Origin of the sequence: Intrasporangium sp. (genome assembly GCF_051961875.1) — a bacterium.
Taxonomy (GTDB): Bacteria; Actinomycetota; Actinomycetes; order Actinomycetales; family Dermatophilaceae; genus Intrasporangium_A.
The window spans coordinates 1-11,214 of sequence record NZ_JBQCCV010000230.1 but is presented as its reverse complement, the minus strand read 5'-3'; the positions used below and the strand labels follow the sequence as shown (position 1 = coordinate 11,214).

The following is an 11,214-nucleotide window of genomic DNA, read 5'->3' as shown; positions in this document are numbered from 1 at the left end:
CAGAACCCCGGGAAGGGCCAAGGCGCCGGAAACTCCCAGAACAACGGGAAGTCGCAGAACGGGGGGAAGGGCCAGAACGCCGGGAAGGGCCAGAACACCGGGAAGGGCCAGAACACTGGAAAGGGCGCGAACACCGGTGCGGCCCGAGTCGGCCTCGGCCCGGTCGCCGGCCCGGCGAACCCAGGAACGCCCCAGGCCGGGCGCCGCCTGGACGTCGTGCTGCGGCTGCCCGATGTGCCCGGCGCCAGCAGCACCTCGGGTCTCAAGGACGGGCACGGTAGGTAGCTGCTCGGGTCAGTCGGCGAGCGGGGCCCGCAAGGGCCACCCGTCGAGGACTGCCTGTACGGCTCTGCCCTCGGTCTCGTTGACGACCACCGGTGCCGCCAGGTTGACGGAGGTGCCGTCCCCGCCCGGGGTGGCGACGACGAGGATGCGCCCGCGGTTGCCCGGCTCGAGGCCGATCTGCCGGCAGGGTCCGGCGAGCTCCGGGGCGTAGGTCGGCACGTACACCGAGGCATCGAGGACGAACAGCCGGATCTCTGGAGCGTCTGCGGGGCGCAGGGTGAAGACGCCCACAGCGCCCTCGACCGGGTCGAGCGCGTAGTCCGTGTGCGGGGCGAGGCCGGGAAGCGGCTGCTCGAAAGTGAGCGCGCTCATCGCAGGAAGTCCATGAGGCTGGGCGGGAGGACCTTGGCCGTGACGGCCAGGGCCGCTTGGTATGCCGTGTGCTGCAGTTGGAGGTCCAGCGCCGCCTTCGCGAGGTCGACGTCCTCGATCCCGCTGCGGCGGGCCTCGAGGGCGGTCGCAGCGTCCGTGGTCGCCTGAGCGGCACGGGTCAGCTGCGCGAGGCGGTTGCCGACATCGGAGCGCACCCCGACGACGGCGTTCATCGCCTCGTCGAGAGCACTCAGGCGGGATGCGGCGTTGGTGCCGGCCCGCAGGTCGGCGCTGATGGCGTCGAGCAGTGCGAAGACGGAGCTTGCGCCCTCGCCGAAGGTGGCCGCGGCGTCCGCGTCGACGCGAACCGTCTGGTCGGGGCCGATGCGCCGGTGGACCTCCCCGTCCGCGCCGTTCCAGACAGGCGGGGCGCCGTCGGTGAACGCTGCATCGGCGTCCGAGGTGCCGGCGAAGACGCTGCGCCCGAGGTAACGGGTGTTGGCCGTGCCGAGCAGGTCGGCGCGCAGCGCGTCCACCTGCTGGGCGAGGGCGTCCCGCGCGTCCTGGTTCAGCGAGCCGTTCGAGCCCTGGACCACGGCGTCGCGAACCTGGCGCAGCAGCCCGGTGGCCGCGTTGAGCGCGGAGTCGAGGGTGCTGAGCCAAGCGGTGCCGTCGTCGATGTTGCGCTTGTACTGGTTCCCGGCGGCGATGTCGGCGCGCACCCGGAGCGCGTCGCCGGTGCCCGCAGGGTCGTCCGAGGGGCGGGTGATGCGGGCACCGGACACGGCGGCCTCCTGGACGGCGGCGAGCTTGGCCTGCCGGGCGCCCAGGGCCCGCTGGGCCGCGAAGGCCATGGACTGGTCGGTCACACGGAGCATTGTCAGAGTCCTACCGTTCCGGTGCGGTTGATGAGGGTGTCGAGGGCCTGGTCGATGGCAGTCAGGACGCGCGCGGCGGCCTGGTAGGCGTGCTGCGCTGCGACCAGTGTGACGCTCTCCTCGTCAAGGCTCACGGAGGCCCCGGCGGTCTGCGCCTGCTTGGCGTTGGCCGAGGCCGCATCGGCGAGCTGGGCCTGCTGGCCAGCCGCACGTGAGGCGCTCCCGGTCGCGGTGACGAAAGAGGCCCACTGCGCGTCGGGGGAGGAGGCCCCCTTCGCAAGCTGTGCGATCGCGTCGGCGTTGGACCCGTCGAGCGGTCCCAGGCCGATCCCTCCCAACGCGAGACCAGACCGGTCCACGGGGACGACGGTGAGGCTGCCGGCCGGCCGGGTCGGATCGAACTGGAAGAAGTCCAGGCCGGTGGCCCCCGACTGGTTCTGCCCGGCGCGATGCACGGCGTTGACCGCCGTGGCGAGGGACTCAGCCATGGCGTCATACCGCGCGGCCGCCTCGGCGATCGCGCCGCCGGTCCCGGCGCCGGCCGGGGCGAGGACCGACAAGGCCCCGGCGATGCTGCCACCCTCGAGACCGACGACGAGGCCGGGCTGGTCTGCCCACTCCAGCGTCGGCGCCGATGAGGCAGTCGTCAGGGTCTCGGGCCCGGTGAGCCGAACGTGGCGGGCGGCGTCACCGCGTACGAGCGCGTTGCCGCCGACATACACGGACACGGTGCCGTCCGGCTCCTCCCGAACCGTGCCGCCGGCGAGGGAGGCGATGGTCTCGGTGAGCCGGGCACGTGCGTCGATCAGCTCGTTCGCCGGGCTGCCCACGTTGAGGGCGGAGCGGATGCTCTTGTTGAGGGCCGCCACCTGGTCGGCCGCGTCGTTGAGCGACGCCGTCATGGCGTCCGCGCTGGAGCGGGTGTCGCTCCACTGCTCCTCGAGGGCCGCTCGTCCGGACGACAGCGTCGAGACGAGCTGTCGGGCCGAGCTGAGGAGCGTATTGGCGGGGCCCGCCTCGCCGGGCCAGTTGGCGACGTCCTGCCACGCCGCCCAGAAGGACTGCAGGCGCGCGGAGACGCCGTCGGTCCCCGGCTCGCGCAGGGTCGACTCGATCCGCTCGTAGGCGGCAGACCTCTGGGTGAGGTATGCCGCGGACGAGGTCGCCGTGCGGACGGTTGCGTCCAGCAGCGCGTTGCCGAGTCGCGTGATGCGGTCGACCGAGACCCCTTGGCCCACCTGCACGCCGGTGGCCGCAAGGCCGGCGCGCGCCGGTGGGGTCATCGACGACTGGTCGATTCGCTGCCGGGTGTAGCCGTCGGTCCCGACGTTGGCAACGTTGTGGCCGGCCAGGTCCAGGGCCTGCTGCGCGGCGGAGAGGCCGCGGTAGGCGGTGTTGAGGGCGCCGAAGCTGCTCACGGTGGCCTTTCGGTCAGAGGTGCTGGTCGAGGAGCTGGGCCTCGCCGACAGCCGCGGGCCGCCCGTGCGAGTCGTAGGTCGTGGCTGCCGTCTCGGTCGCGGCGAGCGTCTCCTGCGTCGACCGCGCCGCCGCCCTGAGGAACTGGGCGTTGGCGTCGCGCAGCTGGCGGATGTGGGCGGCCTGCTCCGTCAGGGCCGTCAGGTGGGCCGAGAGGATCTCGGCCCAGGGGCCCTCCGGGGCGGCGGCGGCGAGGTCGCCGAGCGTCGCCTCCTCCGGCAGGTTCCACTCCCGAGCAACCGCGCCGGCGACCACCGCCCGCTCGAGTCCGGCGGTCTGGAGCCGCTCGAGGACGTGCTCGACCTCCCGGCTCGCGTGCGACAGCCACTGCGTCTTGCCCGCGGTGAGGAGCAGCTGCTCCTCCTCCAGCTTGAACGTCAACAGATCCAACAGCTCGCGCTCCTGCCAGAGCCGAGCCGACAAGTCGTGGATCGCGGCCCCCCGGCCGGTTCCTTCACTCATTTCAACTCCCCACCCATGTTCTTGTTGTCCCACCCGGTGAGGGCCACACCGCGAGGCGGACCCGCACCTGCAGTCTGGACTATCGGCACGTAGTGAAGCCGGGTTAGGGCCTCCTCCCCGTCCGTATGGCGCTGAGTGGCATTTCGTCCGGAAGTGGCCTTTCGGCGGCGGGGACTAACGCAACCGCGCGGGCTGCCGATAGGGGGTGCTGAGGGCCCACGGACGGGCCTGAGCACCACCACATCTCACTCACGGAGGAATCACCGATGGCTCTGACCGTCAACACCAACCTGTCCGCCATGCAGGCCTACCAGAACCTGAGCCGCACCACGGCGAGCATGGCGAACTCCATGGCCAAGCTCTCGAGCGGCCTGCGCATCAACACCGCCGCCGACGACGCCGCCGGCCTCACCATCTCCGAGGGCCTCCGTGCCCAGGTCAACGGGCTTGGCATCGCCGCCCGGAACGCGCAGGACGGCATCAACGTCATCCAGACCGCGGACGGCGCGCTGGGCGAGGTCCACTCGATCCTGCAGCGCATGCGCGACCTCGCGGTGCAGGGCGCCAACGACTCGAACAACGCCGACTCGCGCGCCGCGATCAAGGCTGAGGCGGACCAGCTCGGCCAGGAGCTGGACCGGATCACCCAGGGGACGAAGTTCAACGGCGTCGACCTGCTCAAGGGTGCTTCGCTGACCTTCCAGGTCGGCGCGGGCGACACTGCCAACGACAAGATCGACGTGGCTTTCGCCGACGTCGCCACGTCTGTCGGTTCCCTGAGTGGGGCAACCGCTGCCACAGACTTCGTCGTGACGGACAACACGGCAGCCCGAGGCACCATCACGAAGATCGATGACGCGATCAAGGCGGTCTCGACCGACCGCGCGAACCTGGGTGCTGCGCAGAACCGCCTGTCGCACGCCCTCAACATCGCGAACGTTTCCGCGCAGAACCTCGCCGCCTCCCAGTCGCACATCACCGACACCGACATGGCACTCGAGATGGTCAACTACACCAAGACCAACATCCTGTCCCAGGCCGGCACGGCGATGCTCGCGCAGGCCAACCAGTCCGGCCAGGGCATCCTCAAGCTCCTCGGCTGAGTCGCCTCGGGGAAGAGCTGATGGCGGCCAGGAACCTCGCACCTGGCCGCCGTCAGCGCCCCACCACTGCAGCCCGGCCGGTGGACCACCGGGCTCAGGACTGAAGGAGCATCCCCATGGGAGTCTCGCTCAACGGGCTCGGCAGTGGGCTCGACATCACCTCGATCGTCAACGCCCTCATGGCCGTCGAGGCGCTGCCGCAGCAGCAGCTGAAGAGCGCCCAGTCGACGCAGCAGTCCATGATCACGGCACTGCAGAGCTTCAACACCAAGACGGTTGCCCTCAAGGACCTCGCTACGAAGATGGCGGCGCCCGGGGCGCTCAACCTCTTCACGGCGACCACGAACAGCACCGCCGCGACCGCCACCGCCGGCAAGGCAGCGCTGCCGGGCACCTTCAGCGTCAGCATCGACCGGCTGGCCGAGTCACAGACGAGCGTCACGGCGAAGATGAGCAACTGGCCGACCGACGCAACCGGCGCCCCGGCGACCCTGACCCTCGTCGATCACAACGGCAAGCACACCGAGATCACGCCGGCCAGCACGTCCCTCGACGACCTCGTTACGGCGATCAACTCGTCCGGGGGCCCTGCGAAGGCCCTCAAGGTCAACGCCGGGACGGATCCGGCGACCGGCAACCAGCTCTTCCGGCTCCAGCTCACCGCCACGTCGTCGGGCCAGGGGGGCTCCTTCACGATCCACCAAGGCACGTCCGCCGAGGTCACCGCCGGCACCGCCACCGACCTCATGTCGCAGCTAGGCGCCGCGGTCGTCACCACCGCTCAGGACGCCCAGGCCACCCTGTACGCCGGCACCGCGGCCGAGCAGGTCATCACCTCGTCGACGAACACCTTCAGCAACCTCGTCCCCGGCGTCGATGTGACGGCCACCGCCGAGGCCGTGGGCAAGAGCGTCACGGTGACGATCGCGAGCGACAATGCGGGCGTCTCGAAGCAGGCGAGCAGCCTCGTGTCCTCGGTCAATGACCTGCTCACCGCCTTCGCCAACAGTACGAAGGTCACGACGACGACCGGGACGAACGGCACCTCGACCGCCGCCGGCAGCATCTTCACCGGCAACTCGACGATCCGCAGCGTCGCGCAGTCCATCACCGAGGCCGTCTTCCACCCCACGAGCAACGGGCGGTCGCCTTCGGAGCTCGGCATCAGCATCCAGCGCGACGGCAGCTACACCTTCGACGAGGCCAAGCTCAGCAAGGCGCTCGCCGACGACCCGGCAGGTACGCAGGCCACGCTCCAGGAGATCGCCGGTCGCGTCGCGGCCGCCGCGAAGAACGCCTCCGATCCCATCGACGGCTCGATCACGTCCCTCATCAAGGGCCGTCAGTCCGAGGTCTCCGACCTCGCGCGCCGCATCGGCGACTGGGACCTGCGCCTTGCGGACCGGCAGCAGTCGCTCCTGAAGCTCTACAACCAGATGGACACCGCCCTCGGCGGCCTCAAGGCCCAGCAGTCCTGGCTCACGAGCCAGATCGCGAGCCTGCCCACGTTCTACACGAATTCGAAGTAAGGACCGCCGGTGAGAACGACAGACGCCGCGCGCCGGCAGTACGCCCGTGACGCGATCCTCTCCGCCAGCCCAGCGCGCCTGCTGACGATGCTCTATGACCGCCTCCTGCTCGACCTGCGCCGGGCCGAGGCTGCGCAGCTCGAGTCCGACTGGCAGACCGCCAACAACAACCTCCTGCACGCCCAGGAGATCATCGCCGAGCTCTCCGCGACGCTGCGCCCGAGCGGGTGGGACGGCGCCGAAGGGCTCCGCGGACTCTACGAGTACGTCCGAATGGCCCTCGTGGCCGCCAACATCCACCGCGACCCCGCCCGGACACGCGAGGCCATCGCGCTCCTCATGCCCCTCCAGGAGGCGTGGCACGCCGCTGCGAGCTCACTTGCCGACGCCGCTGCCGTCCCGACCGGTGCCGGGGAGTACGCGGTTGGCTGAGAGCTGGGAGCGCGTGCTCGACGGGCTCGAAGCGGACCTGGCGGCCCTCGAGGCCCGGCTGGGCGGCACACACCTGCCTATGGAGCCGGCCGCCCTCGGGGTGCGGCCGGCGACGTGGGCTCCACCGAGCGGACTCGGGCCCCTGCCCGACCACCTCCTCGACCGTGCCCGTACGCTCGAATCCGCACAGGCGCGAACTGCCTTGCGGCTGGCGGAGATTCGCGCGAGTGCCGCAGGTCACCTCGCCGCGCTGCGCGCCGTCCCCACGGCACAGCCGCATACGCCCGTCTACGTGGACGTCGAGGGCTAACGCCTGAACCAGCCCTGCCGATAGTCACCGGCGAGCACGGATTGCTCGCCGCGTCAGGCCACGGATCGGCCACCGCTTGCGAATTTGCAAGGAGAAGTGTGCTCGAATCCGTGACGTCCGCCGCGCTCATGAGCGCCCTCGACGGCCTCTCGCAACGTCAGCGTGCCATCGCGGACAACATCGCCAACGTCAACACCCCCGGCTACCACGCTCAGCGGGTCCAGTTCGAGCGAGCCCTGGCCGCCTCGGTGCAGGACGGGGATGGGCGCGCCACCGCGACGACCTCGATCTCCGCCGAGCCCACCCGGACGAACGGCAACAACGTCAACCTCGACACCGAGACGCTGTCCAACATCGACACGGTGCTGCGCTACCAGTTCGCCTCCCAGGCGCTGAACGGCAAGTTCTCCGCGCTGCGCGCCGCGATGAGGACATCATGACCTTCGACGCGATCGGCATCGCGGGCACCTCTCTCACCGTGCACCGCAAGTGGCTCGACGCCGTCGCGGACAACCTCGCCAACGCCAACAACGCCTCACCGACGAGCGGGCCCGCCTTCCAGGCCCGCTACATCGAGGCGCAGGCCGGGCCGGGGACGTCCGGGGTCTACGTCAAGGCGACCCATGAGGGCGACGCTGCCGGCCGCATGGTCTACGAGCCGGACCACCCGCTCGCCGACGCGGACGGCTACGTCCGCTACCCCGACATCGACCTCGGCGAGCAGATGGGCTCGCTCATCATGGCGCAGCGCGGCTACCAGGCCAGCGCCCAGGTCGTGGACCGCGCCAGGAGCATGTACGAGTCGGCCCTGCAGATCGGCAGGTCCTCGTGAGCATCGCCCCGATCGGAGCCGTGACGCCCGTCGCGGCGGTCCTAGGTCCGGGCGCGACCGCCGCCCCACAGCCGGGGAGCGGGAGCACCGGCCCCAGCTTCGCCGCGAGCCTCGCCGGCGCCGTCGACGACCTCCAGCAGCTGCAGTCCACCTCGAACCAGCTCGCCGTCCAGGCCGTCACCGGAAGCCTCGATGACATCCACACGGCGGTCATCGCAGCAACCCGCGCCCAGGTGACCCTCGAGCTCGCGGCGACGGTGCGCAACAAGGGCGTCGAGGCGTTCAACGAGATCATGAGGATGCAGGCCTGATGCCCCCCGTCCTCAGCGCGGCCGGGAGGCGCCTCGCCACGACGGTCAAGGGCTTCACGACCGGTGAGCGGACCATCGCCATCATCGGGCTCGCGGTCCTCGTCCTCGGCGGGGTAGCCCTCTCGTCGTGGCTCACGAGGCCCACGTATGCGCCGCTCTTCACGGGCCTGCAGAGCGCCGACGCGAGCGCCGTCGTCCAGCAGCTCGGCAAGGACGGCGTGGCCTACCAGCTCGCCGACGGCGGCTCGACCGTGCTCGTGCCCGAGGAGAAGGTGTACGACGAGCGGCTCAAGGCCGCTGCTGCCGGCCTGCCGGCGGCGCCGGCCTCGGGCTACTCCCTGCTGGACAAGATGGGCGTCACCTCCTCGGAGTTCCAGCAGGACGTCACCTACAAGCGCGCCATCGAGGGCGAGCTCGGCACCACGATCTCGCACCTCGAGGGAGTCCAGGCGGCGACCGTGCAGCTCGCGCTGCCGGAGAAGACGGTCTTCACGTCCCAGCAGGTCGACCCGACAGCCTCGGTCTTCATCCAGACGTTGCCCGGTCAGGTGCTGAGCGGCGACAAGGTCGAGGCGATCGTGCACCTGACCTCCGCCGCGGTGCCGAACCTCAAGCCGGCCAACGTCTCGGTCGTCGACGCGCAGGGGACGGTGCTCTCCGCCGCCGGGATCGGCGTGAACGGCTCCGGCACGAAGCAGGCGGCCGACTACCAGATGCGCACCCAGACGGCGGTGCAGGCCGTGCTCGACAAGGTGGTCGGGCCGGGCAACGCGACGGTTGCGGTGATTCCCGAGGTGGACCAGCAGTCCGCCCAGCAGAAGTCCGAGACGTTCACGGGCAACAAGGACGTGCCCGCCCTCAGCCAGTCAACGACCACGGAGAAGTACCAGGGGACCGGCGGCGCCGGCGCCTCGGGCATCCTCGGTCCCGACAACATCGCCGTGCCCGGCGGCGCGGGCGGCACGGGCACCTACGACTCGACCAAGGACAACCGCACGAATGCGGTCAACAAGGTGACGGAGGACCGCACGATCCCCTCGGGGTCGCTGAGGCGGCAGTCCGTCTCGGTCGCCGTCAACCAGGCGGCGGCCCGGGGGCTCAACATCCAGAACCTCACGGAGCTGGTCTCGGCGGCAGCCGGGATCGACGCCCGGCGCGGGGACGTCCTCTCGATGCAGGTCATCCCCTTCAGCACCGCGGCCGCGGATGCGGCGAAGGCGGCGCTCGCCCAGCAGCAGGCCGAGGAGGCCGCCCGGGCCGGCGCAGAGCTGCTGACGACGATCCTCTGGGCCGCCGCGGCCCTTCTGATCATCATTGCGACCGCGATCGTCCTGTGGATGCGTTCACGCCGCAGGGCCGCCCGCGAGCCCGTCGACCTCGGCGAGGAGTTCGTCCTCGACGACCTCGCCGTCATCGAGGCCCCCGAGACGACCGCGCTGCCCGTCATCGAGATCCACCCCGAGCCCGAGCCGGTGCCGGCCCTGCCGGACCCCAGTGACGAGGTGCTCGACGCCGAGCGACGGCGGGCACAGGTCAACCAGCTCGGCGCGAGCGACCCGCAGAAGACCGCGGAGCTGCTCCGCGGCCTCATGGACGAGCGGCAGCCGGTATGAGCCCGGTCGCCACCCTCACCGGAACCCAGAAGGTCGCGATCGTCCTCATGCAGATGAGCCCCGAGAACGCGGCGAAGGTCATGGGCCACTTCAGCGACTCTGAGGCGGAGGACATCGCCGCAGAGATCGTCCGCCTCAGCCGGGTCGATGCCGCCCTCTCTGAGGACGTCATCGCGGAGTTCCACGACATCGTGGTGTCCGGCCGTCGCACGACGCGCGGTGGCCGGGACTTCGCCGCGGGGCTGCTCGAGTCCTCCTTCGGCGCGAACCGGGCGGCGGGGGTCATGGACCGGCTCGCCTCGACGATGGCCGGCAAGTCGTACGAGTTCCTCGAGACGGTGGACCCCTCCCAGCTCGTGACCCTGCTCGACGGCGAGCTGCCCGAGACGATCGCCCTGGTACTCGCCCACCTGAGCCCGGACCAGGCCTCGCGCGTCATCGCCGGCCTCGGCGCGGCGCAGGCCGCGGACGTCGCGCACGCGCTGGCAACGATGGGCTCGGCGAGCCCCGACGCGGTACGGATCGTGGCCGAGAACCTGCGCACCCGCACCGGCACCGCGATCGCGTCCGGCCCCCGACAGCACGAGGTCATCGGGGGCGTCCAGCCGCTCGTCGACATCATCAACCGGGCCAACGCCGCGACCGAGCGAACCGTGCTCGACGGGCTCGCGGAACGCGACGCAGAGCTCGCCGAGGAGGTCCGCTCCAAGATGCTGACATTCGCGGACATCGTCAAGCTCGAGCGCAGGGACATCCAGCAGGTGCTGCGCGGGGTGGACGCGGCCGTCCTGGCCCGCGCCATGAAGGGCGCCACCCAGGCCGTCGTCGACGCGATCACGAGCAACATCTCGGACCGCAACGGCGACATCCTCGAGTCCGAGATCGCGACCCTCGGCCCACTGCGCGCCTCCGAGGTGGAGGAGGCCCGCGCCGAGGTCGTCAGGTCGATCCGGGCCCTCGAGGAGTCGGGCACCATCATGCTGCGCCGAGGCGAGGAGGACGACCTTGTCTACTGAGACTCCCCTCGGGGCGATCATCGAGGCAGCCACGACCCGGACCGTCGTCTTCCCGACCCTCGACCCGATGGGGGAGGCCGAGGGGTACACGCGGGGACACGCCGCCGGGTATGCCGCGGGCCTGCGCCGCGCGACGGCCGAGGCCGCCACGCGCGATGCACAGCGCGCGGCCGAGCACACGGCAGCGATGGCGGCCGATCGGGCCCGCGTCGAGCGCGCGGTCCACGTGCTCGAGTCGGCCGCGCAGGCCCTTGAGGCGCGCACGGTGCCCGTCCTCGCCGACGCGGAGGCCGAGCTTGCCGCCGCCGCGCTCGCCATCGCTGCGGCCGTCGTCGGGCGCGAGCTCTCGGATGCGGATGACGCCGCCCGGGCGGCGCTGTCCCGTGCCCTCTCGGGACCGGAGGAGTCTGCCGTGATCTCCGTCCGGCTCAACCCCGATGACCTGGCGCTCCTCGGCGACGAGGCCCTCCGCTCGCGGGTCGTGCTCGTGCCCGACCCGGGCCTCGCTCCCGGCGACGCCGTCGCGGTGTACCCGGACGGCGAGCTCGACGCGCGCATCGGCACGGCCCTCGCTCGTGCCACCGCAGCCCTGACC

14 protein-coding genes and 1 pseudogene are annotated in these 11,214 nt (G+C 71.2%); 11 read left to right on the top strand and 4 right to left on the bottom strand.

Annotation, left to right across the window (positions count from 1 at the left end; translation table 11 throughout):
• Window positions 1–285: pseudogene (locus ACTHJJ_RS13650) on the top strand (hypothetical protein); the annotation flags it as partial.
• Window positions 286–294: 9 nt separating this feature from the next.
• On the opposite strand, the gene ACTHJJ_RS13645 reads toward ACTHJJ_RS13650, so the two are convergent.
• Genes ACTHJJ_RS13645 through ACTHJJ_RS13630 form a run of 4 tightly spaced genes read right to left on the bottom strand, consistent with a single transcriptional unit; the run spans window position 295 to window position 3,473 of the window.
• The gene (locus tag ACTHJJ_RS13645) at window positions 295–657 is read right to left on the bottom strand and encodes a flagellar assembly protein FliW (protein ID WP_440303484.1); all 363 of its coding nucleotides are present in this window, start codon (window positions 655–657) and stop codon (window positions 295–297) included.
• A complete protein-coding gene (gene flgL, locus ACTHJJ_RS13640) occupies window positions 654–1,535 on the bottom strand; it encodes a flagellar hook-associated protein FlgL (protein WP_440303483.1) in 882 nt (293 codons plus the stop codon). Before flgL ends, ACTHJJ_RS13645 begins: the two co-directional genes overlap by 4 nt.
• Window positions 1,536–1,537: 2 nt before the next feature.
• Window positions 1,538–2,953, bottom strand: a complete 1,416-nt coding sequence (gene flgK, locus ACTHJJ_RS13635; protein ID WP_440303482.1) for a flagellar hook-associated protein FlgK — start codon at window positions 2,951–2,953, stop codon at window positions 1,538–1,540.
• Window positions 2,954–2,966: 13 nt separating this feature from the next.
• Entirely contained in the window at window positions 2,967–3,473 is a 507-nt protein-coding gene (locus tag ACTHJJ_RS13630; RefSeq protein ID WP_440303481.1) for a flagellar protein FlgN, read from the bottom strand.
• A 266-nt stretch (window positions 3,474–3,739) separates the two neighbouring features.
• Between ACTHJJ_RS13630 and ACTHJJ_RS13625 the strand changes: the two genes are divergently transcribed.
• From ACTHJJ_RS13625 to ACTHJJ_RS13580, 10 genes are all read left to right on the top strand, one after another.
• Entirely contained in the window at window positions 3,740–4,576 is an 837-nt protein-coding gene (locus ACTHJJ_RS13625; protein WP_440303480.1) for a flagellin N-terminal helical domain-containing protein, read from the top strand.
• Window positions 4,577–4,692: 116 nt separating this feature from the next.
• A complete protein-coding gene (gene fliD, locus ACTHJJ_RS13620) occupies window positions 4,693–6,105 on the top strand; it encodes a flagellar filament capping protein FliD (protein WP_440303479.1) in 1,413 nt (470 codons plus the stop codon).
• A 9-nt stretch (window positions 6,106–6,114) separates the two neighbouring features.
• A complete protein-coding gene (fliS, locus tag ACTHJJ_RS13615; protein WP_440303478.1) occupies window positions 6,115–6,537 on the top strand; it encodes a flagellar export chaperone FliS in 423 nt (140 codons plus the stop codon).
• Complete coding sequence (locus ACTHJJ_RS13610; protein WP_440303477.1) at window positions 6,530–6,847, top strand: hypothetical protein; 318 nt, start codon at window positions 6,530–6,532, stop codon at window positions 6,845–6,847. The genes fliS and ACTHJJ_RS13610 overlap by 8 nt, the downstream gene beginning before the upstream one ends.
• A 98-nt stretch (window positions 6,848–6,945) precedes the next feature.
• Window positions 6,946–7,287 carry a flagellar basal body rod protein FlgB gene (gene flgB, locus ACTHJJ_RS13605; protein WP_440303476.1) on the top strand — a complete coding sequence of 114 codons (342 nt, stop codon included), beginning with the start codon at window positions 6,946–6,948 and terminating at the stop codon, window positions 7,285–7,287.
• Entirely contained in the window at window positions 7,284–7,679 is a 396-nt protein-coding gene (locus ACTHJJ_RS13600) for a flagellar basal body rod protein FlgC (RefSeq protein WP_440303475.1), read from the top strand. Before flgB ends, ACTHJJ_RS13600 begins: the two co-directional genes overlap by 4 nt.
• A complete protein-coding gene (gene fliE / locus ACTHJJ_RS13595) occupies window positions 7,676–7,990 on the top strand; it encodes a flagellar hook-basal body complex protein FliE (RefSeq protein WP_440303474.1) in 315 nt (104 codons plus the stop codon). The genes ACTHJJ_RS13600 and fliE overlap by 4 nt, the downstream gene beginning before the upstream one ends.
• Window positions 7,990–9,603: a flagellar basal-body MS-ring/collar protein FliF gene (gene fliF / locus ACTHJJ_RS13590; RefSeq protein ID WP_440303473.1), complete on the top strand. Its 1,614-nt coding sequence runs from the start codon at window positions 7,990–7,992 to the stop codon at window positions 9,601–9,603. Before fliE ends, fliF begins: the two co-directional genes overlap by 1 nt.
• Window positions 9,600–10,619 carry a flagellar motor switch protein FliG gene (gene fliG / locus ACTHJJ_RS13585; RefSeq protein ID WP_440303472.1) on the top strand — a complete coding sequence of 340 codons (1,020 nt, stop codon included), beginning with the start codon at window positions 9,600–9,602 and terminating at the stop codon, window positions 10,617–10,619. Before fliF ends, fliG begins: the two co-directional genes overlap by 4 nt.
• The coding region (locus tag ACTHJJ_RS13580) for a FliH/SctL family protein (RefSeq protein ID WP_440303471.1) at window positions 10,609–11,214 on the top strand (606 nt) is incomplete at its 3' end. The genes fliG and ACTHJJ_RS13580, both read left to right, overlap by 11 nt.

Excerpts from the sequence above, each read along its gene's own strand:
- ACTHJJ_RS13645 (WP_440303484.1), bottom strand. The coding sequence starts at position 657 with ATGAGCGCGCTCACTTTCGAGCAGCCGCTTCCCGGCCTCGCCCCGCAC.
- flgL (WP_440303483.1), bottom strand. The coding sequence starts at position 1,535 with ATGCTCCGTGTGACCGACCAGTCCATGGCCTTCGCGGCCCAGCGGGCC.
- ACTHJJ_RS13630 (WP_440303481.1), bottom strand. The coding sequence starts at position 3,473 with ATGAGTGAAGGAACCGGCCGGGGGGCCGCGATCCACGACTTGTCGGCT.
- ACTHJJ_RS13625 (WP_440303480.1), top strand. The coding sequence starts at position 3,740 with ATGGCTCTGACCGTCAACACCAACCTGTCCGCCATGCAGGCCTACCAG.
- fliD (WP_440303479.1), top strand. The coding sequence starts at position 4,693 with ATGGGAGTCTCGCTCAACGGGCTCGGCAGTGGGCTCGACATCACCTCG.
- ACTHJJ_RS13600 (WP_440303475.1), top strand. The coding sequence starts at position 7,284 with ATGACCTTCGACGCGATCGGCATCGCGGGCACCTCTCTCACCGTGCAC.
- fliF (WP_440303473.1), top strand. The coding sequence starts at position 7,990 with ATGCCCCCCGTCCTCAGCGCGGCCGGGAGGCGCCTCGCCACGACGGTC.
- fliG (WP_440303472.1), top strand. The coding sequence starts at position 9,600 with ATGAGCCCGGTCGCCACCCTCACCGGAACCCAGAAGGTCGCGATCGTC.